General features: G+C 54.0%; 14 protein-coding genes. 1 reads left to right on the top strand and 13 read right to left on the bottom strand.

Features of this window, described 5'->3' with window-relative positions:
* Positions 1–15: 15 nt before the first annotated feature.
* The 5 genes from P6287_RS20535 to P6287_RS20515 form a co-directional block, all read right to left on the bottom strand.
* Positions 16–591 carry a TetR/AcrR family transcriptional regulator gene (locus tag P6287_RS20535; RefSeq protein ID WP_192414474.1) on the bottom strand — a complete coding sequence of 192 codons (576 nt, stop codon included), beginning with the start codon at positions 589–591 and terminating at the stop codon, positions 16–18.
* Positions 588–1,181: an NAD(P)H-dependent oxidoreductase gene (locus P6287_RS20530; protein WP_192414477.1), complete on the bottom strand. Its 594-nt coding sequence runs from the start codon at positions 1,179–1,181 to the stop codon at positions 588–590. Before P6287_RS20530 ends, P6287_RS20535 begins: the two co-directional genes overlap by 4 nt.
* Positions 1,182–1,315: 134 nt before the next feature.
* A complete protein-coding gene (locus P6287_RS20525) occupies positions 1,316–5,881 on the bottom strand; it encodes an autotransporter outer membrane beta-barrel domain-containing protein (RefSeq protein WP_277975254.1) in 4,566 nt (1,521 codons plus the stop codon).
* A gap of 302 nt (positions 5,882–6,183) precedes the next feature.
* A complete protein-coding gene (locus P6287_RS20520; protein ID WP_192414478.1) occupies positions 6,184–7,584 on the bottom strand; it encodes a YfcC family protein in 1,401 nt (466 codons plus the stop codon).
* On the bottom strand, positions 7,571–8,713 hold the full coding sequence (locus P6287_RS20515; protein WP_277975253.1) for a M20 family metallopeptidase: 1,143 nt from the start codon (positions 8,711–8,713) through the stop codon (positions 7,571–7,573). The genes P6287_RS20520 and P6287_RS20515 overlap by 14 nt, the downstream gene beginning before the upstream one ends.
* Before the next feature lie 111 nt (positions 8,714–8,824).
* Between P6287_RS20515 and P6287_RS20510 the strand changes: the two genes are divergently transcribed.
* On the top strand, positions 8,825–9,745 hold the full coding sequence (locus tag P6287_RS20510) for a LysR family transcriptional regulator (protein ID WP_277975252.1): 921 nt from the start codon (positions 8,825–8,827) through the stop codon (positions 9,743–9,745).
* A gap of 265 nt (positions 9,746–10,010) precedes the next feature.
* On the opposite strand, the gene P6287_RS20505 is transcribed toward P6287_RS20510, so the two are convergent.
* The 8 genes from P6287_RS20505 to P6287_RS20470 form a co-directional block, all read right to left on the bottom strand.
* Positions 10,011–10,613: a hypothetical protein gene (locus P6287_RS20505; RefSeq protein WP_277975251.1), complete on the bottom strand. Its 603-nt coding sequence runs from the start codon at positions 10,611–10,613 to the stop codon at positions 10,011–10,013.
* A 17-nt stretch (positions 10,614–10,630) separates the two neighbouring features.
* Complete coding sequence (locus tag P6287_RS20500) at positions 10,631–11,032, bottom strand: hypothetical protein (protein ID WP_277975250.1); 402 nt, start codon at positions 11,030–11,032, stop codon at positions 10,631–10,633.
* Positions 11,033–11,040: 8 nt separating this feature from the next.
* Positions 11,041–11,298 carry a hypothetical protein gene (locus P6287_RS20495; RefSeq protein WP_277975249.1) on the bottom strand — a complete coding sequence of 86 codons (258 nt, stop codon included), beginning with the start codon at positions 11,296–11,298 and terminating at the stop codon, positions 11,041–11,043.
* Positions 11,286–11,582: a hypothetical protein gene (locus P6287_RS20490; protein WP_277975248.1), complete on the bottom strand. Its 297-nt coding sequence runs from the start codon at positions 11,580–11,582 to the stop codon at positions 11,286–11,288. The genes P6287_RS20495 and P6287_RS20490 overlap by 13 nt, the downstream gene beginning before the upstream one ends.
* A 73-nt stretch (positions 11,583–11,655) precedes the next feature.
* Complete coding sequence (locus P6287_RS20485) at positions 11,656–12,372, bottom strand: hemagglutinin repeat-containing protein (RefSeq protein WP_277975247.1); 717 nt, start codon at positions 12,370–12,372, stop codon at positions 11,656–11,658.
* A gap of 114 nt (positions 12,373–12,486) precedes the next feature.
* Positions 12,487–12,834, bottom strand: a complete 348-nt coding sequence (locus P6287_RS20480; RefSeq protein WP_277975246.1) for an immunity 8 family protein — start codon at positions 12,832–12,834, stop codon at positions 12,487–12,489.
* Between the two features lie 9 nt (positions 12,835–12,843).
* A complete protein-coding gene (locus P6287_RS20475; RefSeq protein WP_277975245.1) occupies positions 12,844–24,684 on the bottom strand; it encodes a hemagglutinin repeat-containing protein in 11,841 nt (3,946 codons plus the stop codon).
* Positions 24,685–24,696: 12 nt separating this feature from the next.
* A complete protein-coding gene (locus P6287_RS20470) occupies positions 24,697–26,361 on the bottom strand; it encodes a ShlB/FhaC/HecB family hemolysin secretion/activation protein (RefSeq protein ID WP_277975244.1) in 1,665 nt (554 codons plus the stop codon).
* Between the last annotated feature and the right edge of the window lie 252 nt (positions 26,362–26,613).

The raw sequence follows: 26,613 nt of genomic DNA, 5'->3' as shown, positions 1-26,613 counted from the left end.
TGGCTGGATAAAAGGTTACTGGTGACGTTCCACCAGCGCCAGAATCAGCGCCTGAAGTTCGGCTAATCCTTGCTGCTGGCTGATGTCACCGCACACCACCGCATGGGAAATCGCATCGGCGGCGCCTAACATTCCCCACATGCTGGCTTGCGGCAACGTTGCCTCCGCAAACCAGCTGCGGAATTTTTCAATGAAATCGAGCTGATATTTACGTTTCACTTCCGCCAGTTCCGGCGTGCTATCGAGCGCCGACAGCACATCGGGAATTTCACGTCCCTGCGTTAACACGCAATCGACGTAACTCGACGCCACCACATTAGCCCGCTCGGCAAGGCTGGCACCGGCAGCATGCATCGCCGCCTCGATAATCGCGTTCTGGCGCAGATCAAAATCTTCATACAGCGCCGCGAGCAGACCGTGGCGCGTACCAAAATGATCGTAGACCACCGGTTTACTGACGCCCGCTTCTTCCCCCACGCGTCCTAACGTCAGCGCATCGCTGCCCTGCTCGCGCACCAGATTCCACGCCACGCCAATTAGTTGCTGACGACGTGCCTGATGTGACATGCGCTGGCGAGTGGGTTGATTCATGCCATTTCCTTCACGTCAAAAAGTCGCTGTCCGAGTTGGTTTGCCAGCGTGTAATGCGCGTGGGGATAATGTTCATCGGTTGGCAGCAGCAATTCGCTGGTCACCACCGGCGCGCCGCAATAGCCAAAAATCCCCTCATCGATCTGCGTGCGCATGCTGCTGAAATAGCCCCGACGCACATAGGTGCGCTGGCTCGCCGCGCCCAGCGCCAGCAAATGCACCTGCAAATGGCCGAGCTTTTTCACCACAGTTTGGCCATCATCATCGTACGCCCAACCTTGGGTGAAAACGCGATCGATCCAGCCTTTCAGCTGCGCCGGAAACGACCACCAATAGATGGGATAAACCAGAATCAATGCATCGGCGCGATCCAGGCGTTGCTGTTCCGCCAACACATCTGTCGGCGATGGCGCACCACTTTTGAACTGATCGAAATCGGCCTGATTGAAGCGCGGATCGAACTGCTCCGCCGCCAGATCGGCAATTTCATAGCTGTGGCCACCAGCAGCAATTCCTTGTGCCACCTGCGAGACGATGTGGTGCGTGTGTGAATGTTGGTCCGGATGAGCAGTAACGATCAGAGCATGCATAGCGACAACCTCCGTTATGAGTAAGCTACTAGTAGTAACTTACCATTGGTAGGTTGTCAATTTTACTGCGTTCGTAACAGGTAAAAAAGCCCGCCGTCAACTAAACCGGCGGGCTTGTGAGGGTAACCGTTTTATCAAAACACCCAGCGTACGCCCGCGTTGTAATTCCAGCCTTGCACGCCGTTGCCGTCGATCTCTTTGCGGTAATTGGCTTCGGCATACAGCGAGACATTGTTGGTGAAAGCCGCATTGCCGCCGATGCCGGCATCCCACATCTGGCCGAACTTGCCGCTGTTGAAGTTATCGCTAACCTCGCTGTTACTGGCACCAACATCCACTTTCGCCGTGCCGCCCCAACCGCGATAGTAGTTAGTGCGCAGATACGGCGTATATTGCCCGCTGCCGCTATCGTTCCAGGTCCGTGCCAGACGTGCGCCGACGCGGCCAATGGTTTGGTCATAATCGTCGTAAGAGACTTGGGTTTGATCGTCGTCGGTGAAGTCATCCAACTTCAAATGCAGATGCAGCAGTTGCGCTTGCGGCTCAAGACGAATGCCGTTCGCCAACTGAAACGGATAACCACTCTCCAGCGATGCGGTCCAGCCTTTGCCTTTCAACTTCGCCACCTCTTTTTGTCGGGCGATATCGGTGTCGCCACGATGCCAATCGAGTGAAAGCGCGCCATCCAGATAGAAGCCACTTGCGCGCTGCCAGGTGCCGTAAATCGCCAGGCTGTCGCTGTCGAAATCTGTTGAGCTGTAACCATCCGCTGCGTTCGGTCGGATGCGCGCATTGCCGCGCGTGTAAGCCAGGCCGCCGCGCAGACTATCTTGTTCGCCGTCCAACCGCAGTAGGTTGCCGCCGAACTGCACCGCGCTGTAATCGAGGTCAAAGTCGTAACCGTAATGCGCCGTATCAAGGTTAGTTTTGTACTTCTGGTTGGAGCCGGAATAACGGATGAACATTTCCGCTGATCCGTCTGGATTCTGCCGCAATTCGCCCAGGCGTTGATGCAAATCACCAATGGTTGCCAGGGTGTAATACGCCAATCCGACCGGCGCCGAAATGTACGAAGGAAGCTGTGGAATGACCGCCGGGCGCAGCGCGCCGCTTCCTGCTGTCTGCGGCTGACACAGGGAACCATCTTTACAAATGTAGTTATTGGCCAGACGATAATCCCAGGTTGAATTGCCATTCGCAGGAGCAAAGCTATAAAGCCCGTATTGCCACGGCCCTGCAGCGACATAACCCCGCTGCAGCGCAAAGCTATTGGCGCTGGCGCTACCAGCAACCTGCACCAGAGAAACGCCTTCATTGGCGGAGATCACGCCATCTCGATTGCTATCCGCCAGCGTGGCAGCACTCAGCACATTATTGATAAAGGTAGTGCCAGTCACGTTGCCGTTAACGCGTAAAGTGTCGCTTTGCGCGCCCTGCGTCCGCAACGCCAGCTTGCCGCCCGCCGACGCCAAATCACCGTTGATGGTCAACGTGTTGCCCGCCGCGCCGCTGCCGTTGGTGAGATCCAACGTACCGGCGTTATTCACCACCAGCGAATCGTCAGTCTCGCCCGACAAAACCGGATTGACCTGATCGTCGACAAACAGCGTTGAGCCGCTATCCACGTTGATGGTGCTGTGCGCCAGCTTGAGATTATCGGTAAGGGTAAATTGCGTGTTGTAGAAGTTGATGGTGCTCCAGCCTGCGCCGAGGTTAACGCCGCGCGCCAGATCATCGTTGCTGAACGAACCCCCGCGCGCGTTAATCTCACTAAAGTTCAGCGTGCTGCCGCTGCCGCCTGCGGTAGTGATGTGACGCGTGTTTGCCAGACTGACGTTGGCGATCGAAGCCACATTGTTAACACCGGTTCCCATCGTCACGCTGCCGTCAATGGTTCCGCCGGTGAGTTCGACCACGTCGGTGCCGTTGCCGGTGTTCACATCGCCCACCACGTTGCCATCGACCAGCGCGATCTGGTCATTGGTGGCGCCACCCGCGACCACTACCGTTTCCGGGTAAGGCGCGGTGACGTTGCCTTCATTGATAAATACGGAGTTGCCGCCACGCAGATCGATAATTGGCGAAACCAGGCTGAGCGAAACGATGGTGCCGCGGTTGATCACCTCGCTGGCGGTGCTGGTGACAATCGCCGAGCCGCCATCGGAACTGTTAACGATGATGTTACCGTTGGAGATCACCCGCCCGGTGGTGTTGGCGCGCACGCCGGTTGCCGGGCCATAGACAAAGAAGCTGTAACCTTGTGGGATGATCAAATCGTTGCTGGTGGTAGAACCATCTTCTTTGCTAAACACAAAACCTGTCGCGCCTGCACCACTCACGGTACCCAGCATATAACCGTTGGGATCGAATGAGGTCGCGGAGCGAATTAACGTGCCGCCATCGGTGTTCATCCCGACATCTTGCAACGAAATATTGCTGGTTTCCGCGCGGTTGTTGAGCACAGTGCCGCCGCCAGAATTGTACAGTCCGATGTTGCTGGCGGTTAACAATGCTGCGCCTTTATCCAGCAAGATGGTGTCTGCGCCCGCATTGGCATTGATGGTGCTGTAGTAAAAATTCGGCCCGGCAGTATCACCATTAATCGTTAGCCCGCCATTATTGCCAACGCGCACCGCAGCAATGCCGCCCGCACTCAATCCGCTGTGATCGGTCCAATAAACGGTATTGCCTTCGGCGGTATCCAGCGCGATACCCAAGGCTATGTTGGTGCTGGATCCATCAAAGATATTTCCGCCGCCGCGAATACGCACACCGATGCTGTTTGGCCCGGTAAGATTGATGGTGCCACGCGGCGTGGACTGATAGATCACACCATCGCTGATATCAAAGGCAGTGGCATTGGTTCCGTTGCCGGTGATCGGCGCCACGTTGGCGAAGAATCCACCTTGCCCGGTGCCCGCAATGGTATTGTTGCCGTTCAGCTCAATCGGGTTGGTGATGGTCACGTCTGCACCCTCCGAGCTCTGAACCGCAATCGCCCCTTCGCCGTTAACGTAATAGCTGTCGGTGCCGTACAAGGTGGTGCCGTAAAGTCGTGAACCGGCACCTGAAGCGACAATGCCGCGTGTGTTGGCACCGCTCAACGTCACGTCGGCAGCCACCACCGGATTAAAGATCACGCCATCACTCAGGCGATACAGCGCCGAACCTGGCGTGGAGACATCATAACTGCCGCCGTTGCTATCGATGTGCGCATAGTTGGTGGCTTGATAACCGGTTTGATTCGGCGCGGAAAATTGCAGTGAACTGGCATCGCTGATGGTTAATCTGGCGTCATCGCGCACATCAACACCAACCGCATTTTCGCCGTACAAATTGATTTTGCCGTTCTGGGCAAAATTGGCCTGGCTGCCCGAAACGGCAACGCCCGTCGCGCCCTTGCCTTTAACATTGATGGTGTCGTTATTCGCACCGCTGGCATCCTCGAGACGGATGCCGGTGCTGTTAATCGCGGTATTGATCACGCCATTATTGGTGAAGCGGCTGCCACCGTTGGCATACACGCCGGTGCCACCCGCACCAACGGTCGAGGCATCGACGCCGTTGCCATCGGCATTATTGAAAAAGCCGCTGTTTATGACGCCGTTGTTAATGCCGGTGCTACCGTTCAACAGTTCCAGTGCGTTGCTGCCAACGCTGGCCAGTTTGCCGTCAATCACCGCCGTCGCGCCTTTGCTGGCGCGCATCGCCGCGCTGCTGGCATTTACCACTTCCAGTATGCCGCTGCTACCAATGGTTGCCCTGGCATTGGGGCCATCAGCGCTTAACACAATGCGTTCGCCAATCGGCTGCGTCACTTCGTCGTAGTATTCATCGGCATCGATCACATAGGCGATGACATCGCTGCGCAAGGAGAGCGCTTTATTAAACTCGCTGCTGTAGCTATCGGCGGCCAGATTGCCGTTTTGCAATTGCTCAATCAGCCAAGTGTTGTAACTCTGCAAGCTGCTGACGTTGGAAACGTTGAATGAAGTGGTGGCATTGTCCAGCGTGGTGACGCTAAACGCGCCGCGCCAGGAGACCACATTGTCGAACCATTGCCCCAGTTGATAGGTATAAGGCGTGTAGGAACCGAAAAATGAGATGCGATTAGCGGAATTCCAGTTCATGGTGCCGCTGCCGCTGGCAGTAAACAATTCGCTCTGTTTCGCCGCCATCGACCAGCCGTTGGTGCTGGCGGTGGTCGCAGCGCCATTCTGCCCGATATCAACATTGATAGTGCCATTGCTGACCTGCGCAACGCGCGCGTTGATATATTGCCCATTATTAACGTTATAAAAATTTGGCAAGGTATTGGTTTCAATGGCGCTAATCGCGGCGGAGTTATATACCTGAACGCTATTACTGCCGCTGCCATTGGCGTCTGGCACGTTAATCACATAATTCTGCGCGCCCAGATCGACGCGACCTGAATCTTGCCAGGAATACGAAATAATTCTGCCGCTGCTGAGCAATTCTCCGATGAATATGGTGCCACCGCCGTCCTGACCGGGCGCAAACCGCTGATTGCCACTTAAAGTTTGAGTCGAGCCATTGCAAATACAAAACACGCCGGCACGGTTGTCATTTAATTCCGGCGTAAAAGGCTGAAGCGTCGCCGCCCAAACTGGCGAAGCCGGATTAAACACACCGTAAGCGGTAATAAGACTAATAAACAGCGGATGCAATCGAAACATCATCGTTCACTCCAGAGAAGCATGCAACGCTGCCGCGATGCGTAATGAGATCGCCAGCAATGGGTTTGGCTATTATTAATTTGTGTAATTGAACGTAAAGAAATTCTGCGACGCGGCAATAACATCACTTTACGCGGAACAGTTCCAGCGCGACTTAAGCCAAATAGCGATGATTAGATAACTTTAAGAAAATGGCGGGGAGTGAATACAATTAATCGTGGGACTGAAATAGCGGAAAGGGTGTTGATTGTGTTAACAACAATATAAAAATAAGAAGCCACCATTAAGTGGCTTCTTCCGATTTATTAGAATGGTCCCCAGTTGATCGCCACACCAATTAATAAGGTGACAACACAAATGGCAAGCCAAATCGCCACTACCGGCGCAACGAATTTAATCCATTTGCTGAAAGAGATATTGGCGGTGGCCAAGGCTGCCATTAACACGCCAGAAGTTGGGCTGATGGAGTTGACGATACCTTCACCCAGCAACACCGTTTGCACCGTCACCTGACGGGTTAAACCGAGGTTATCGCCGAGCGGCGAGAAGATCGGGATCAGCAAAGCGGATTCACCGGAACCGGATGAAATACCGAAATGCATCAACGCCGCGCTAATGAACATGCCCACCGCCGCAATGGCGGGATGAACCGGTGCTAGTAAATCAGACAGGAAGCCAACAATCGGATCAAGAATATTGCCCTGTTGCAACACCACGGAAATCGCGCCAGCCATACCCACAATGAAGCCGCCTTTTACCAATTGCGAGCAACCCGTAAGGAAGGTGTTGGCAATGGCAGAACCCGACATGCGACCCATCATGCCGACCATAATCGACAGAATAATAAACATCGCCGACATTTCATTGGTGGCCCAATGTAATTGCACCGTGCCAATCATAAATACAATCAGCGTTGCGGCGCAGGTGATCAAAATCAGTTTATGCCGACCAGTAATCGCCAATGATTCGTCATTCTGCGCAGTTTGTTCTATTCGCACTTCACCATTATTTCGCGCGCGTTTCACCGAGATAATCAAATAGGTCATCACCGTTAACACGAACAATAAACAGGTGATGCCGCGCAACAACATGCCGGAAAACAGCGGTAACTGCGCCAGATGTTGGGTTAATCCGGTGGTAGCTGGACCTAATACCGCAACGTTAAAACCCGCCGCACAGGTTAAATACACCAGCGCCATACCAATCATTGGCGATAAACCCAACGATCGCGCCACTAATAAACCAATCGGCACAAACGCCACTACCGAGTTTTGCACCACGCCGGTGGTGCCGAGAATGGCGAATATCACACCAAAAATGATGATAATGCGCGTATCGCTTATTTTGGTACTGCGCGACAGTGAATTAAGCGCCGTGGCAATAGCACCGGTCGATTCGATAACGGCTAATAACCCGCCGGTAAACAGAATCAGGAAAATGATCGGCGCGGCTTTGATCACCCCTTGCACAATCGCCATGAAGATTTCGCCGGGATAAACGCCCGAACGCGCGACTTCATGCAAACTTCCCTTGATGGCAAAAGTGATGCCATTGCGGGTTTCATGGTCAAACTTGCCCGCCGGAATAATCCAGGTTGCCACCGCCGCCAGCACCAAAATAATAAACAGCAGCAGATAAGGACTTTGCTCGGTTTTCGCTGCTGGCGGTTGCCGCAGTGTATTTTTCTCAACATTAACCTGAGACATGCGCATCACCTCCGAGGATCAATCCCGCCACCAACGCCGCGCGCGGAGCAATATCGGCAATAATGATATGTTCATGACGTGCATGAATACCTGCGCCGGTTGCGCCCAAACCATCCAAGGTTGGAATGCCCAACGCAGCAGTGAAATTGCCGTCGCTGCCGCCGCCAACCGCTTTGCCTTCCACCTCGAAACCAAGCTGTAAGGCAACCTGCTGCGCACGTTCCATCAGCAGTAACGATTCCGGTGTTTGACGCATTGGCGGACGTGATTGTGCGCCGCTAATATCCAGCGTGATGCCGGCTAAATGTGGCGTGATCTGGCTGATTTCGGCGTGGATGCGCTTGGCTTCTGCTTCGCTGGTAACGCGTGTATCAATGCCTAACACCGCTTTATCCGCCACCACATTGATGCGGTTGCCGCCACGCGCGATTCCCACGTTGACGGTGGTGCCGCGCTCCGGCGCGTTTAAGCTGTGCAAGAACATGATCTGATGCGCCATTTCTTGTACCGCGCTGATGCCCTCTTCGGGATTGTTCCCGGCGTGCGCCGCTAATCCGTTGAGGGTGATTTCATATTGTCCGGTACCTTTGCGCGCTGTTTTCAGTGCGCCGGATCCCGCCACCGCAGGCTCAACCACCAGCACTTGCGCCGATCCCAAAGCGTGCTGCGATAACCAGGCGCTGGAGCTTGGGCTGCCCACTTCTTCATCGCTGCCGCAGAGAAACACGATGCGTTTACCCGCCAGTAAATCGTGTTGTTGCAACGCGCGCACCGCCCAGATGGCCTGCACCAGACCGGCCTTCATATCCAACACGCCGGGGCCGTAAAGCTTGCCGTCTTCTTCACGCATTACCAACTCGCCTTCATCCCAAACGGTATCGAAATGCCCGAGTAACACGGTTTGCTCGTCACCGCTTCCCAGCGTGAATTTCAGGTGATTGCCGTAATGCGGTTGCTCATCAATCTCTGCTACCACGCCCAAACGTTTGGCAAACAGCGCTTGTAAGACTTCGCCACAACGATCCACGGCGGCCTTGTTCATTGATGGAGATTCCGCCGCGACCAATTCCTTGATATCCAGAAGAATTTCATCGGCATGTTGTTGCAGGTAATTTTTTATAGTTTTCATTTGTACTGCCCTCGCATAGTGAATCTTCGAGTATGGAGATAAAAATGCGCTTAAAAAATGGAGATAAAAGGCTATTATTGTTGACCTCAGATCAACGGATAAGAAAAACCTATGGCGATGCTGCTCTATCCAGAAAAATCCATAAGGTATCTGTATGAAGTGGGCAATTACGGCGGTATTCGTCGCGCGGCGGAAGCCCTGGATGTTGATCCCGCCGCCATCAGCCGTCAGTTATCGCAACTGGCGCGGGAGATGCAATTGCCGCTGTTAGAGCGACGTGGCCGTAATGTGGTTCTGACCGAAGCTGGAAAGTTATTGGCTGAAGATTACGCGCACACCCATCAACGGCGCAGCCAGTTGGATCGTCAGTTAAAAGATCTGCGCCATAAGCGCGGCGGCTCAATCAAATTACGCGTCGGGCAGGGCATGGTGGATGAAGTTGTAAGGCATGTGTTACAGCCGTTTTCGCAAACTTATCCGGACGTGTTTATCGATATCCTGTCGGGCGATATGCAAACCACCGTTTCGCTGATTGCCAAAGGCGACGTTGATATGGCGGTGGGTTTTGGCCCGATTGGTCCGCCTGGCCTGAAGTGTTTGAGTTTTCACCGCGGACCCATCTGCGCAGTGGTGCACAGCCAACACCCCATCGCGGAATTCCCGCAAATTGAGGTGGCCGAACTGGTCAATTATTCATTAATTGGCATGGACAAAAATTTTGGCATTCAAAGTTATATGAATGCCATGTTCAGTCAGGAAGGATTTATATTCAGCCCGGCTTATAGCTGTAATCTGTTTTCCAGCGCCATCGCCTTAAGCCAGGCCGGCATGGGCATCGCGTTTATGACCGCCAAAGTGGTTAAAGACGACCTCATCGCTAAGAACTTAGTCGCCGTGCCGATTCACCATCGCATCGCCCGTGAAAGCCAATGCCACTTATTACGCAGCGCCGATCACCGCTTCACGCCCGCCGCGCAGCATTTATGGCAATTGCTGGTGACGTTTTTTGAAGGTACGGCGGGAGCGGTTTAATTGCTGCTTATTTGATTACAAATTTAATAATAATTAGCTTACACTTTATTTAATTTCTGCCGATTTTGCTCTCTGGGTAGCACTTGGGCATTATTATAACTATTTGTAACCGTGATGAATTCGGATCACTTTGATTTTTTTCCAATTGTTTAATCCATTGGTGGTGCGGCACTCACAGTGCTATTGAGGCGATCCCCATAGCTTTTATTATTAATTTTCTGAATATCGAAAACTTATTTTTACGTTTGAACGAGACATGATGTCTTTACATTTTTAATTTCCAGAAATTCATTCCGTCAATAATCCAATATTGCTCTTTATCGGGAACGAGCAGTCCAAACATATTGTTTTTTTGAAAGCTCCAATTCGATGGCACCAGATTTTCATGATCTCTATCCCAATCAGTATGTTGATAAATTTTCTTATCAAAATTTATGTAAAATTTGGGTAGCCGTAATCTCCATGTATCCCACTCAAGGCTAACTTTTTCATTAGAGGTTGAAAGAAAATTTTCAACATATGAATAGAACGAACATAAATCCTCTTTAGTTTTATTGTGTATAAAAAAAGCATGCATCCATGATTTTGTGAAGCACTTTACATCAGCTATTTTTATGTACTCAAAAAAATTATTTTTATCAAGCAAGGGGATCCCTCCACTGAATGAGTTTAACGCATCATCAAGTTGTTCAGGTTTCAACCATCCATTCTGAATATAAGCATCATATTCTGGTCTGACATCTATACAGTAATTGTCTTTACTATCAATTACATAGTAATGTTTTCCATCTAAGACGAATACAGCAATATCGACTTCACCATTAAATAATAAGTCATGAATTTTTTTATGGTCAGCCGCCAAATCCATTAAAAAACCCTTTATATTTAGAGATGTAGATTATCCAATGATGATGTTTTTTTAAATCCGAGTCTAATTTTATCATCAGGGAAAAGTGGTTGAATAATTATTTTATCATTAAAAATGAAAATCCTTGGTGAAAGTGAAATGACATCATATATATTTTCAATGAAAGACGAAATCTTAGTTGCGAATAGGGGAATGCTAGCATCATCTGCCAAAACATAAACCATATCTTCAGCCAAGCCTGAAAAATTCAAAATCTCATGTGGTTCAAATAAATCCACATGCTCAATTTCAGTCCATGAAATGCTCCCTCCTACTAAAGGAAAGACATGAAAAATGTTAATCGCTTCTTTCTCACTATCTTTCTGAACCATGTAAAAGCTCGAACCCAGGGCTTCTCTGCACTCATCAAACATAGTCATTTTTAACACTACCTATTCAACTGTTTAAGTATGGTTTCAAAAGATTTTTCATTACCTTCAAAGGGAATCACTTGTTTAACTCCTTTACCTGGACCTTTACCAAGAGAGTAATCCCAAATATTAATATGCGTTCCTTTATCAGGATCGTAATCAACTCGCAAACCGACTTTGCCATCATTTGATTGGCGCCCAATCACTTTGCCATTTCCGGCACTAAGTTCCAGTCGGCCAATAACTGGTTTGGAGTCGGGTCCTAAATTACCCACGATATCAATGGCTTTATTACGGGCAGTTTCCCAGTTTTTCTCAGCCTGAAGAATAGTTTCATTCTTATTCGTTGCCTGAGAACCACCTTTATTTTACCAATCCTTGCAGCAATCCCCGCTGCACTTGTCCCGACCACCTGAGCCAGTTCATTTATGGCAAGCTGTTTCGCTTCAGCCGATTCACCTGATGCCAGTGCATTCTTAATAGCTGCCGATCTATCAGCTTCCAGCGAGGGTAGGACACCATTAAGGTATATCCATTCTTGCCGGTCTTCCGTATCCAAGCCACCATTTTCCCTGGCTTTTTCTCCCAGAGCATTTAGACGGTTAGCATACTCCGTCTGCAGTTCACCCCTCTCATTCGCTTTGGACTGCGGATCTCGATGGTGCCAGGTGAGATGGCGCTGTAAGTCCTCGAACTTGCGCGGTCCTTTGTCTGCTGCAGCGTGGCCACAGGCAGCGAGTTGCCACCCGAAGGCTGTGCCTGCCCAAATTTTGGAATATTTTTGATGAAGCTGTCAGACGCCGGCGTGGTGGTTTACCCATGCTGCCGCTGACGGCGACGCTGAAGCCGTTGGCGCCTGAGTTGGCGTGGTTTTCAATATCCGTCCAGCCGAGCGTGCCGGTGCTGAGATGGTTTTTATCCGGCGTTGCGGATAAAGCAATAACCGCGCCATCCATCTGCGTGTGGTTGCCGACGTAAATGTTGAAGCCACCGTCACCCGCGCTGATGCCGCTCTGCTGCTGTACAGAATCAAAATCGTTGTAGATCTTGCTGCCGCTCATGCTGGCGCTGCCCTGAACCGGTACGCCTGCACAGATTGGCGGTACACAGATGCTGGCGCTGAAGCCGGAAGCGCTCTGGTGGCTGTCGTAGCTCGCACGAACCTGCTGGCTGGCAATCTCCAGATTGCGCCCTGCATCCAGGTCCAAGTGGTTGCCGTTCAGGTTGGCGCCGTTGAGCGTGACGCCCTGACCCGCTTTCACCGTCAGGTCGCCCGCTGCCGTCACTTCGCTGTTGTGGTGGGTAACGCTGCTGCCGTTGCCTTTAACGCTGCTCTGGCTCGCGGCCATTTACCACCGGCCAGCTGCCTTGGATATTCACCGTTCCGATAAGTGATTATCCGGCTTACTAATGAGTAAGTGGCTGGTAAAACGATCTTGACGCGATTCCTCGAGATATTTTATTTAAGACTGATAGTCTTCATATTCCCAAGCAAAAAAGTGAGAGAGCTTTTGTGCTATCTCCATCCAGTCATTGCCTTCACACCGATCGATATAGCCTGTGATGTTTTTTTTAATTTCATCCAGATCGTATTTACGTACCAGAAGCGTATGCCGTATCAGTTCCGGAAGCCAGAGGTGCTTGCAGAGCCATTCCGGGGTGCATATATGGAGATCAAAGTTGTCTGCCCCAGAGCTATCTTCACCTCCAATACGCAGTAACAACCGGAGAGAAAAACACTGCTCATTTTCCGGATGAAAATTATCCAATTCAAAATCGTCATTTGAAATACTTTTCAAAATAGCCTTCATTTTTATTTCCTATTCTATATCAAGATGACCATTACCAATCTTACTCCTTTCTCCAGTCGTCGGGTCTATTTTGTAAGTTTCAAAATTAGCCTGAGTACCAGTCGTTGAATATGCACTATTTTCTTTTGAGGCAGGAAAACGATATACACGAGTTCTATCAGCACTCATTAATCCAGACCCATCACTGGTGAGTCTTGCACCATCACCAGCCCAAATTTTACCTAATTGATCAGCTTCTATAGCTGTTCCTGAACCAACTCCGTAGTTTAGCTTGCCATTATCACCTTTGACGACTGCTGCCAGCCTCGGATCCTGCATCGCAATATTGTTCAGGTTTTGCTGTATCAAGTCATCTTTCAGCTTCGCATAGGTGGCTGCATTCTCTGCGCCGCTTGTTTTCCCAGTTGTTTCAATATCGGATCCCGATGCCCCGCCTTTTCCATTCTTTCCAACTCCTGCCGCAATCCCCGCAGCACTGGTTCCAGCAGCCTGAACCAGAGAGTTTATAGCAAGCTGCTTCGCTTCTGGAGAGTCCCCCGACATCAATGCATTGTGAATAGCAGCCAACCTATCCGCTTCCAGCTGAATTGAAGTAACCTGAAGGATTGAAAGTTCGTACTGTTCTTCTGCACTTAGCTTGTCATTAAGACGGGATTTTTCCATTAACTCGTTTGTACGATTCGCATAATCCGTCATTAACTGGCTAACTTCATTAGCTTTGTTGACACAATCCTGTACGCCTGTGCATCCAATAACACTCTGATGTTGTTCATCATTTAACTTCTTATACTTTTTAATGACATTATTTTCACAGTCGGAGTTGCCTTGGCAATGCACCATCTCCTGAGCGCGCGACTGGTTCTGCTTAAGACTTAGCGTATTATTCTCCACCTCTGTCCTGCCCGCAGATGCGCCGCTACCTGCTCCGACACTTCCATCAACAGCCCCGCCAGCTACTGCGCCCGCCAGCGTGACAATGTTAGCAACCAGCATCTTCTCATCAGCTGACAATTCTGATGCACCCTTGCCGTATAACAGATGGCTGAGTGCGTCGTTGTAGCTGAGCAATCCGGCCGTCAGGCCTCCTGCCGCACCGCCCATGGAGCTACCGCCCTGCGCTTTAGCAATCAACCCTGACGCCAGCGTGTGTAGCAGGATGCGCATTGGCTCGTTCCCCTGCGACACCTGCTTGACCATCTGTGCAAGTAGCGGAGCTGCGCCTGCCGCGACCGCGCCGCTGACGTTACCTCCCGCCAGACCGGCAAACAGTCCGCTGATTGCCTGTGCTGCAATCTGCAGGTCTGATCCGATGCCGTACTTCTCTTCGACGTTCTTATCGATCTTGTCGAGCGCTTTTTTCTGTTCCTCTTCTGAAAGCCCGTTGAACGCGGCATCGGTTTTAAGCTTGTTTCTCTCCTGCTCCTTCTCCTGCTTCTTCAGCGCGTCGAATGTCTGCTGAATGGCCTGCTGCCCCAGCACCGCCATTTCGCGCTGGATAGCAAGACTGTCTTCCATCTTTTGCGCATCAAATTTATCCTTCAGCGCATTCTCCGCTGCGGCAGTGTCGCGGCTGATTTGCGCCACGTCCTGCTTCTGCGCATCCGGATTACGGATCTCGATGGTGCCAGGTGAAATGGCGCTGTAGGTCGTCGAACTGGCGCGATCTTTCGTCTGCTGCAGCGTACCTATTGGCAGCGAGTTGCCGCCCGAAGGCTGTGCCTGCCCAGATTTTGGAATATTTTTGATGAAGCTGTCAGACGCCGGCGTGGTGGTTTTACCCATGCTGCCGCTGACGGCGACGCTGTAGCCGTTGGCGCCTGAGTTGGCGTGGTTTTCAATATCCGTCCAGCCGAGCGTACCGGTGCTGAGATGGTTTTTATCTGGCGTTGCGGAGGAAGCAATAACCGCGCCATCCAGCTGTGTGTGGTTGCCGACGTAGATGTTATAGCCACCGTCACCCGCGCTGATGCCGCTTTGCTGCTGTACAGAATCAAAATCGTTGTAGATCTTGCTGCCGCTCATGCTGGCGCTGCCCTGCACCGGTACGCCTGCACAGATTGGCGGTACACAGATGCTGGCGCTGAAGCCGGAAGCGCTCTGGTGGCTGTCGTAGCTCGCACGATCCTGCTGGCTGGCAATTTCCAGGTTGCGACCCGCATTGAGGTCGACGTGATTACCGTTGAGGTTCGCGCCGTTCAGTGTCACGTCCTGACCGGCTTTCACCGTCAGATCGCCTGCTGCGCTCACTTCACTATTGTGATGCGTGATGCTGCTGCCGTTGCCGTTTGCGCTGTTTTGGCTGGCGGCCAGCTCGATGGAGAAGCCATTCTGGCTGCCACCAAGGCCGAAGCCCACGCCGACGCCATACTTGCTGCCGCCGCTGCTCGATTGCTGGCTGCTGTTGTCCACGGCGCTGTTCAGGTCGATATCCCGGCCCGCGCTCAGCGAGACGTTATCACCGCTGATTTTGACGCCTTCACCGGTGATATCCTGCTTCGCCGTGACCGCTACGTCACCACCGGCCTTCAGCACGCTGCCGCTCTGCTGCGTGCTGCTCTGCTCTACTGACTGATGACTGCTGCCAGCGGTGGCGCTAACCGTGACTTTGACGGCGGCAGTGTTCTGGGTATATGCCGACAGCGCGGTCATGGCAGCCTGCGCGGCATAAATAGCCTGCAGGCGTGGATCGTCACTCTGTTTGTGCGACTGAGCCACCTTGTCAGCCGCCTGCGCCATGCTCACACCATAGCCGGATACCTGAGCGGTGATGCCATACTGCGAGGATTTACTGGTGCTGCTGGCGTCGTGCGTATCTTTCGCCGGGTCGAGGTTGATGTTTTCGCCGTTAACGTTCAGTGCGTTTCGGGCATAGATGTCTGCGCCCTGCAGGTTAACGTCTTTAGCCGCATTAACCGTCACGTCACCCAGCGTACTGACGATACCGCTGCGTACGGTGTTCTGCTGCGTGCCTGAGCTCGCGTTTTTCCAGCTGTTATGGCCCACGCCCACCGTGCCGCTGTAGCCGTCGCCGCCCAGATCGCCAATGGCGTGATCCGAGCCGCTGGCCGACGTCTGCTGGCGATCTTCGCCCGCGACGACGCTGACGTTACCCTGCTTCGCCTTCAGCGAGACGCCGGTAGTGCCGGTCAGCGTTGAGCCGGTTATCGAGATATCACCTTTATGGCTGGTAACGTCAACGCTGCCGGCGGTGATTGATGAGGTGTGCTGCGAGAGAATGCTGGTGTCACCGCTCATCTGGCTGTTTTTCGAGCCGTAGTTGGTGCCCGCCGAGCCGTTGTTCGGCGAACCGCCGCCGCTGCGCGTCAGTGCACCTAATGAAGCAGACGTGGTGACCGACCAGCTCTTGCTGCTACTGCTAGTTGCCGCCTTCTGGGTGTCGGCGGCGGTAGTGATATCGATATCACGTGTGGCATCCAGCGTGGCTTTGCCACTGGCATTGAGACTGCTGCCCTGGACCAGAATGTTGCCGGTTGCTGCATCCGCATTACCGCGGGCTTTCAGAGTCAGATTGCCGGAGGCATTAAGCGTGCTACCGCTCTGATAAACGCTCTCGCTGTTCTGGCTGGCTTTGCTGCCTGAACGGCCATAGGTCAAACCTGGCGCAGGTGAATCCACCGCGCTGGCCCCAAACTCGTTACCAATCTGCTTGACCTGATCGTACACCGAACTGGTGTTGTTCATGATGTCGCGAAGGTTGCGCACCGTGTCCAGCGGCCCTAGGTTGAGGCTCAGGCCAAACCCGCTGCTCTTCGACTCCTGCTTCGCGGTTTCGCTCACCTGATCCTGTCCGGCTACGATGGCGATGTTCTTCGCCGTCACGCTGATGTCGCCATTCTGGCCGCCCGCCACCAAGTCGCTGCCCTTAATCAGTGCGTTGTTGCCTGCCGTCAGGCTCACCGCACCGTTGCCTGCTCCCACCAAACTGCGCGCATCGCTCTGCGTAACCTGCTCGCCGTTGCGTTCGCTCTTAGCCGACTGCTTGCCGTAGCTGAGCCCGAGTCCGCCGCCCATCAGGCCGCTTTTTTTCACCTCTTTCAGGCTGTAACTAGATTCGGTGTTGGTGGCGGTGACAATGTTAAGGTCATTGCCTGCACTGAGTGCGACGCCTTTGTCACCCGCGATGGAAGAACCCTGTATGGTCAGGTCATTTCCGGCAATCACAGACACAATATTACCGCTCAGCTGTGAGGCCTTTTCACGGGTGACGCTGTCTTCCTGAATGGTATGGGTGGTGGTTTTCTTCAGGAACCCTTTTTTGGTTTTGGTTTCTTCTCTATAGGCATAATCGCTTTCGGTCGCCGTAGAGATGTTCACATCACGGCCAGCCTTTAAAGCCAGATCCTGATCGGCAGTTAAATCACTCGCTTTGCTGGTGATATCGCGACCTGCGGCCAGAGAGAGATTGCCGCCACTGGTAATTTCAGTTCCCTGCTGGCGCACTGCTTCGTTGATAACCGTTTTTTTACTGCCGCGTTCACTGTCTCCGGAGCGGCTTTCAACTGCATTCAGATTGATATCACGCCCCGCCTGCAGACCAATATCGCCTTCCGCTGCCAGGGCTGCTGCCTGGCTGGTAATATCCTGCCCGGCTACCAGCGTCATGTTGCCGCCGCTGGAGACGGTCGTGCGCTCGGCACCGGAGCTGTGGGTTTCCTTATTGCCGATTTTGCGGCTTTCGCTAGACTCAATGCTGTTGAGACTGAGGTCGTGCCAGGCATTGAGCAGCAGATCGCCACCTGCATTCAGTGAGGCACCGGTGATGTTGATATCGTTGCCGGACTTCAGGCTGAGCACATCCAGTGACGTAATCGCTGCCGTCTGGCCAAGCAGTGTCTTACTTGCCTGCACAGGCCCGCTGCCGCCGATCGTCCATTGTGAGCTGATGGTGGTGTTGTTGATGTCACCGTTAACGCTTTCCAGCGCCACCTTTTTACCGCTGATTGTCGAGCTGACGTTATTAATGCTATTCAGCGCGCTGAGATTCAGGTCGCCTCCGGCTTTAATCAGCCCGGCTTTAAGGTTGTCGATAGTGTTCTGGCTGTCTGCGCTGACAGCGTTCTGCGCCACGATACTACTGGCGCTATTGGAGATGTTACCGCCGGAGAGCGTCACGTTGTTTCCGGCAATCACGCTGCCGTTGTTCATCGCCGTATCTTTTTCGGACAGGTACACTTTCGGCACCATCACCGTCTGACCATTCACCGAGGTGGCTTCCCACCAGATGATGCTCTTATCCAGTGAAGCAACCTGATCCGCGGTAAGCGACACGCCAAACTGCAGGCCTAAAGACTGCTGTGACGCGGCGGCGTTATCCATCAGGTAACGCATCTGGTCCAGATCGGAACCCACGCCATTCAGATAGCGGCTGCCGGTCTGATTAAGAACGGTGTTGCTGACGTAACGCGTATCAAATGCCGCATCGCCAAGGAATCGGTAATCGTTGTCAGGCTTGAGGTTTAGCTTGTCCAGCAGATAGGAGGAGCCGAGGAAAGTGTTCACGTCGGTATACTGCTGACGGCTTTCCTGTGGTGCGCTGCCAGGCTGTTTACCCAGCAACTGATTGAGATCGCCAAACAGGCTGGCGTCCAGCTGCCCCAGACCGTTTAATTTCGGGTTAACGGTGATGAGATAGGGACTGCTGCTGTCACCCGGGACGAAGTAACCATTGTCACTGTTGGGTAACGGATAGGCGCTGGTATCCACCGCTGAAGCACCATAGCTGCCCAGAGCCGATGGTTTTACTGCGCTGCCTGACGCCAGTTGAGCGGCCTTGCCAAGGTTTGCATTGCCCTGTTGTTTGCCACTCTGGTTTGAGAGTCCAACGGTTTCAGGCTGTGCGTTTTGCAGCGACGTGCCGCCGTTGATCTGCTGCAGAGCATTTTGCAGCTGGTCGCGCCATTCAGGAGAGTTGATCGCCACATTATCTGTGGCGGCGAGCTGCTGACGCTGCTGAGCTGCCAGCAGGCCGATTGCGGCGAGCTGATTTAATGCAGGCGCATTGACAGTGGTGCCTGTCCAGCCGGCGTTGGAAGTGGTGGAGGTATTGCTGATATCACCGCTGAAGCTGGCGTTAACGTTGCCGCCTGCCTGAATGACGGCACGATAGCTATATCCGTCTTCTATCGAGACATATTCTGGTTGGCCTATAAAGCCAAAACGGAAAGAGGAGGCGTTAGAAATTTTCCCATCTTTGACATTTTGGCTGCAGCTGGTGAACCTTGTGGCGCCACAATCATATGTTTGCCAGGTCTGATAACGTCCTGTCGCAGAGGAGCTATTGTTCAGACTATCACCAGATAAGAAAGCGTTCCTCCCGGCCAGAATATCACTGGCTACATTATCAAGCGTTGTAGCGCTGGCCATTATATCGCGACCTGCTGAGATTCTTGCTGCTCCTCCACTGGCAGTCGCGCCTACAATTTTCTCTCCGATTAGTACCTTTTGCTGATGCTGATCCTCATTAAGGGTTAACGGATAGCTCGTATGGCAGCTATCATTTCGCCCTCCGCCGCAGCTAACTTCTTTGGTTAAGGTGTACTGCGTTGGATCGAACGTAGAAAAGGGCAAATCGATGTAAGCAGCGCTGCCGTCAAAATACTGATGCGTTTCCTCCGTGACCTGATATCCGTCTCTCTGATTCAGCAGATGTCCAGTCCTAATCGTAATATCACCATTCTGAGACTCAATGGTTCCCGAAGTATTGATCACCTCACCATTAGCATTCCCAGCCGCATCGCGCTGCATCCACAGACTGTTGCCTGCCAGCATATCGCCACGCTGATTTTGAATGCTGTTAGCGTACAGGTAGAGATTCTGCCCGGCGTAAAGTAACGCCGTATTCACAATGCTGCCTGGCGAGGAAATGCTGAGGCTGCCGCGCGTGCCGGTGAAGCCGTTGAGTGCTACGTCGCTGCGGCTGGCCAGCGTAATGTTGCCGCCACCCTGCAGCGTGCCAGCGCTGTTCATGTTTATGCGCTGACCCCTCAGGCTGCTGTCGCCGGTTCCGGTTGTGAGCTGGCCGTTGTTCGTCAGATCGCCGCCTGCACTCAACGTCAGTGCCTGCCCCTGCAACGTGCCCTGGTTCTCAATCGCACCGTTGCTGGTTACCGTCAGGCGATTACCCGCAGCCAGCGTATTGCGTGCGGTAAAGCTGTTGATGAGTTTCAGCGTGGCATCGCCCAGCGCTACCACCTGGCCCAGATGATCAAAACCGGTGCTCTCCAGCAGCAGATTGCCACCGCTGAACAGCTTTCCTGCTGCCTGCTGCGTTACCTGGCTGGCTTTAACGTTAAGCTGATTGACACCCAGCAGCGTGCCGCTGTTATTAAGCTGGTCATAATTGACCGCCAGCGTGCCGCCCTGCGCAGTTCCCTGATTCAGCAGTTGCGAGCCGGTTAAGGTTCCCTGCTGATCGGCCAGCAATGTGCCGCTGTTGCTGGCGTTGGCAGCATTCAGCGTCAGCTGCGCTGCCTGCAACCAGCCGCTGTTGACGAGTTGAGGCGTGGTGAGCGTGAGCTCACCCGCAGACAGCAATTTGCCACTGTTGGTCGCGCTGCTGCTGGCGGTAATGCGGTTGGTTGCCCCCTGAATCAGGCCGAAGTTATACAGCTCTGGCGTGACAAGCGTCAGCCCACTCTGGCTTATCAGCGTCCCGCTATTGTTGTTGGTGATGCGGCCGCTGGTGTTCAGCAACAGGCTATTATCGCCCTGCAACCGCCCGTTGTTAGTCAGTGTTCCGGTGTTGACCGTCAGATCGCCGCCCTGAATGCGGCCGCCATTGCTTAACGCCGCAGCCTGAAGATCCAGTTTGCCACCCGATAACAGTGCGCCGTTTTGCTGCTGGGTCAGCGTTCCGCCGATTACCGCTGTCAGTCCGTTAACGCCGGAGATTTCTCCATCGTTGCTCAGCGTAGTGCCGTTAAGGGTCAGGTTTCCGGCAATCCACTGTCCCTGATTGGTGAAGCTGAGCGCGTTGAGCGCGGCATTGCCGTTCGCCGTGATTTTGCTGCCAGTGGAGGACGTCAGCCCATCGCTGAGGTTGAGCGTCAGATCGCCAGCACTCTTGATAGCACCGTTGTTGGCAAGGCGGGTGGCGTTCAGCAGGATTTGTTGTCCCTGCCAGCTGCCGTTGTTGGTGATGACATCCCCGGCAATGTTCAACGTGCCCTGCGTCAGCAACTGACCGCCAGCATTGTTGATTAATTCACGTGCGGGCTGCGACTGTACCGCCAGCATGCGGAAAACGCGGGCCTGCGCCGGACTGATAGTCAGCGATTGCAGGCCAATCAGACTGCCCTGATTGGTCACGCTGGCCGGGGTAATCGCCAGCGTTTCGCCCTGCACGCTGCCGCTGTTATTCAGCGCATCGCCACTCAGCGTCATCGCTTTATCCGCCAGCAGCGAGCCGCTGTTGTTCAGGTTCTGCGCGCTGACCTGTGTCGTGCCCTGCGACAGGATTTCACCGCTGTTGCGCAGCTCACCCGCAACGTCCGCTGACACGCCTGCGGTGCCCAGCAGCGAGCCCTGATTCTGCCAGTCACCCGCGCTGATTTGTGCATTGTCGCCCTGGATTGTGCCTGACGTGTTGAGGTCAGCAGCGTTCAGCAGCAGCTCGCCGCCGGAAAGCGTTTTGCCGCCAGCCGCCTGTGTTAAAGCGCCGCTCGATTGTGCATCCAGCGAGGATGTCCCCTGCCATAAGCCACTGTTGCTAAGGCTGTTTCCGCGCAGCACCAGACGATCGGCCAGCACTTTACCGCTGTTTTGCAGGTTACCCGCCGTCAGGCTGGCGTTGCCGCCCGCAGTCAGGCTGCCACGGTTATCCAGCAGCCCGTCAGACTGACCTTTCAGTAAGTCAATTCCGTAAACGGTGCCACTGTTGGTCAGTGAGCCAAACTGATAGTCAATGCTGTTGCCCTGCAACACACCGGCGTTATCCGCTGTTGTGCCCTTCAGTGCAAGAATACCGTCGCTCAGTAGCTGCCCCGCGCTCAGGTTGCTGAACTGCCTGAAATCCGCGCTGAGTCCATTGTCACCCTGGAGCAGGCTTTGATTCTTCAGCACATCACCTGAAACGTTCAACTGCTGTGCCGCAATCGAACCACTGTTATTCAGCGTGCTCGCCTGAATATCCGCCTGGCGCTGTGCAAGCAGAACACCCTGCCCGCTGTTATTCAGCGTGCCGCTCAGCTCTGCTTTCAGGTTAGTGGCGGTGATGCGTCCGCTGTTGGTGAGGTTACGGCCGTTGATGCTGAAGTCATCTGCCACCTGTAACAGGCCCGCATTGGTCAGCTGTACCGGAGAAAGCGTAAGCGAACCGCCGCTGATAAGCTGGCCGCTGGCGGCGTTGGTGATATTCGCGCTGTTCAGTGAGAGCGAGCGGTTACCCTGCAGCAGCCCGGCGTTGGTCAGCTGAGGGGCCGTGATGCTGAGGCGGTTGGCCGCCAGCGTACCGCTGTTAGAAATGTCGTTGCTGATGAGGGCAAAATCGTTCTGGCTCAGCAGCGTGCCGCTGTTATCCAGCGCGCCGCCCAGGGTGCCAAGGAACTGCGTGGTCGCCTGGGCGCTGCCGGCGTTCTGCCAGCTTTGCAACCGCATATCAAGCGTGTCGGCCTGAATGCTGCCCTGGTTATCCAGGCCGTCAGCCTGAGCAGTCAGCTTGCCGGCACTCAGTAACTGGCCACTGGTCTTATTACTGAGTTTATTACCCGTCACGGTCAGCGCATCACTGCCCTGAATCAGCCCGCTGTTAACTAAGTCTCCCTGAAGCGTGAGCGCCTGCGCCAGCAGCCAGCCGCTGTTATCAACCGAATCTGCTTTGAGCTGTAAGCTCTGCTGACCGAGAATTTTGCCGCTGTTATCAAGCGTTGCGGCGTTAAGTACGCCATCACCCGCACTCAACGCGTTGCCGCTGTTATTCCAGCGGCCCGCCGTCACCGCCAGCTGTTGTCCCTGCAGCTGGCCACGGTTAGTGAGCGAGTATGCTGCAATGGTTAATTTGCCGTCACTCAGTAACGTGCCGCTGCTGGTTATCGCCTTGCCGCTGGCCTGCAGCGATTGTTTGCCCTGCAACGTGCCGCTGTTGTTCAGCAAACTGGCATCAACATGAATTGTCGCTGCGGCGATTTGACCGTCATTGGTCAGCGCAGCGTTTTGAAGACTGAGGTTGTTATCCGCGAGCAGCAGGCCGCCCTGCTGATTGTTCAGCTGCGCGTTTGAGGCAAACAGGCTGGCGGCGTTGATTTCTCCGCTGTTGCTAAGCGCGTCGCCACTCAGCGTCAGCCCTGCCTTGCTGGTGATGAGTCCGCTGTTACTCAGCTGCGGCAGATTGAGTGCAAAGCTGTTGTCCGAACTCAGGGTGCCGCCCGCCAGATTGTTCAGGCGGTTGCCGCTGTAGGTCAGCGCTTTGCTGCCCTGAATCAGCCCGCTGTTGTCGGTTTGCACGCTGCTGATTGAGAGCACCGGCGCTGACAATACGCCCTGATTCAGCAGGCTGTCGCTGTTGAGGGTGAGATTCTCTGCGCCGGAAATGGCCGCGCCCTTACCATTCTGCAGGCTGCTTGTAGTGATGCCGGTGGTGTTACCGGCCAGCATGCCGCTGTTATCGAGTTGTTTGGCCGAGATGTTGAGGTTTTTTCCGGCCGTCAGCTGGCCGCTGTTGCTGAGCCGGTCCTGCGCCTGCAATCGGATATCGTTACCGGCTTTCGCGACGGCATTGCTGTCCGTGACAACGGTTGCACCACTAAGCTGAATATCGCGCCCTGCTGTGATGCTGGCGCCACTGGCGATGAGATTCCCTTTCGCCGTGACGCTTACTCCGGCGTCGCTGACCAGCGTCCCTTTGTTGAGCGTTGCATCCTGCTGTGCACTGAGCGTGACCTGTCCGGACGCTTTGTTTTCCCCACCAAGCGTCACTGATTCAGCATTCGCCGTCAGCGCGCCGCTGCTCAGGCTGTTATTCAGCGTCAGTTTGCCGCTTGCATCGAGCTGAATATCACCCTGTTTTGCCACCAGGTTGCCGAGGTTTACGCCAACGCCCTTCTCGCTCGACACCAGGTGAATACGATTGGCATACATGCCGCCGAGCGCGCCGGTATCCACCGCCACCGACGGCGCAGCGCCTTCACCGGCAATCGGCGTGACGGAACCATCCGCACCGACACGATTAGCCCCCAACGTCACCGAAAGATCTTTCGCATGGATCCCGGCGTTGATCTCCGTTGCGCGCGCAACGATCGACACCGCATCGGCGTTGATGCCGTCCAGTCCCTGACCTTCGACGATCACCGACCCTTTCGTCACCTCCAGCGCGGCCAGATTGCCGTTGGCATCCAGCTGCGGCTTACCGGTGGTCAGCGTGACGTTCGGCGTGTTGATAAAGCCGCAGCCGTTACAGGTAATGCCGTACGGGTTGGCCACCATCACGTTAGCGGCTTTACCCGCCACTTCGGTGTAGCCCTGCAACTGCGAACGGTTGGCGCCAACGACTTCGTTGATGATCGCCTGCGCTTCGTGTCCGGCTTTCAGGTTGGGGTTGTTCTGGATCAGGCCGCCCAGCTGCGTCTGGGTAAGCTGGCCGGTGGCGTTATTGAGAATTAACCCTTCTTTGCCAACGTTGTACTGCTGGTACTGGTTATGCGAAATCCCGGCGCCGTTGGGCGTGGCGATGTTCACCACCGGCACGCCGTTACCGGCGGCATCCATTTTCGTGTCCGGCGTTACCGGCGTGATTTGCGCGGCGACAGCAGGCAGCATCGGCTGGACCGCCACCAGATAGCAAATCAGGTAACTCAGCGCGCGACGGGCGAGGGAAACGGGTTGACGATCGTCCATAATCTTTGCCTCTTAGAAAACCAGCCCGACGCGGGCGTAAATGCTGACGTGATCCGGCTGGAGATGGCCGGGATAGCTAAGCGGAATGCCGACAGTGTATTGGGTGTAAAAGTGGCGGCCGCGCGTGCTGAGACCTAGCGCGCTGCCCCACAAGGTACCGGTGGACTCGCGGTTCTGCGCGTCGCTTTTTAACCAGCCGCCGTCGATGGCCGCCAGCGCGCTGACGTCACCCAAAACGGGCAGCGTGAACAGGCTGTAGCTCAGCTCGTTGCGCAGATAGCCACCGGCATCTCCGGAGAGATACTGCTCCTTAAAACCGCGCACCGAGCTTTCGCCACCCAGCGTCAGGCGTTCGCTGCCGTACAGCCGATCGGGCGACCACTGGCCGTAAATGCTGCTCAGCAGCCACAGTTTGTCAGCCAGCGGGCGCTGGAAGCTGCCGCTGATGCTCCACTTGCGGAACTGCGCTTTGGGCAGGTCGCCGGTTTTTCCCGCGTCATCTTCGGCATCAAACCACGGCATGCCGCGGCTAAAAGTCGGGTTGAGCGTGGCGACGCCGCCGAGTATTTTTTGCGTGTGATTGAGCCCCAGCTGCGCGCTGGTGATTTTGCGGCTGCTGCTCTGCAACAGGGTATGGTTGAGATAGTTGTGGCTGGAGTAGTGATTCAGGCCGAGCTGCACGCCGGTTTTGATGTCGCCGTTGCGGAACAACACCCACGAACCGTTAAGCCGGTGCGACACGTTGTCGCCGTTGCTCAGCCAGGTAAAGCCGTTGTTAACGAAGCTGCTGTGATAGTTGCTCCAGCTGTAGCTGTAGTCGAGCAGGCCGTAGCCGTACGGCACGCTGACGCCCGCCTGCAGGTTCTGCGCATCACGCCAGTCGCTGAAGGCGCTGCTGCGTCCGCCGCTGATAAACCAGCGGTCGGCCAGTCCCAGCAGATTGTTTCCCGTCAGCGAGGCGTTGAGCTGGCCAACGCCGGTGCTTTTCTGTCCGCTGTTATCAAACCCCAGCGATGCGCTGAGCGGGGGTTCCGGCGTAGCCGTAAGGTTAACCACGGAATAACCGGTTTTAGGCGACGGCTGTATTTCAATCTGTACCGGTGTTGCGCGCACGCGGTTAATCTGCTCCATGCCCTGCTCAATATCGCGCAGGTTAAGCACCTTGCCTTCCAGACCCGGAAACGCCATCTGTAATGAACGCGGATGCTGGCCGTCGAGACGAATGGCGTCCAGCTTCCCTTCCAGCACCGGAATAATTAACTCACCCTGCGATAAATCCTGTTCAATTAAAAACGCCCGGCTGGTGATATAGCCGCGCTGCATATACCAGTCAGAAATGGCATGCACCAGCGAATTAATTTCGGTTAAGTTCAGGCAACGATGAATATAAGGAGCGGCCAGCGATTGCTGCTGACTAACAGAAATCAGCGTGGCGTTGCGAATAGCGATATGCTGCACCGGAAAGCAGGGACCGGCCTGACCGGAATCCGCTGCTGGCGTGCTCTGCGGCGCGATAGCACTCCACAACGCATCACGCTGCTGCTGGTCATTTTGCAAACGTTGCTGTTGCTGGTTCTGAATATAATCACGGTCGCCAGGATTTAACGGCGCCGCCAATGCAGAAGTTGTGATCATACCGACGCACAGCGCCAGCGACATCCCTGTTTTTGCCATCATAATAAGACTTAAGCGAAATTGATTGTAAGTTTTGTGTAAGCACTTTTGTGCAGAATATCACCTTAACAATCAGAAAGTTCCTGACTTATTATAAAAATATTAATTTCCTGTTTATTCAATTTTAAAAATCATGAAATTTCTCCTTAACACAAATAGGCAGTCATTCATTAAGTTTATCCAATAATACTTATTCTGGTGATCACGCATGCCAGGTGTAATGGTGAGATTAATGCATATATCGAGTGAGGATTT

This window comes from Pantoea sp. X85 (assembly GCF_029623675.1).
In the GTDB taxonomy this organism is placed as follows: Bacteria; Pseudomonadota; Gammaproteobacteria; order Enterobacterales; family Enterobacteriaceae; genus Pantoea; species Pantoea leporis.
Note: the sequence above shows the minus strand (reverse complement) of the source record. Positions and strands in the feature narration are given on the sequence as shown.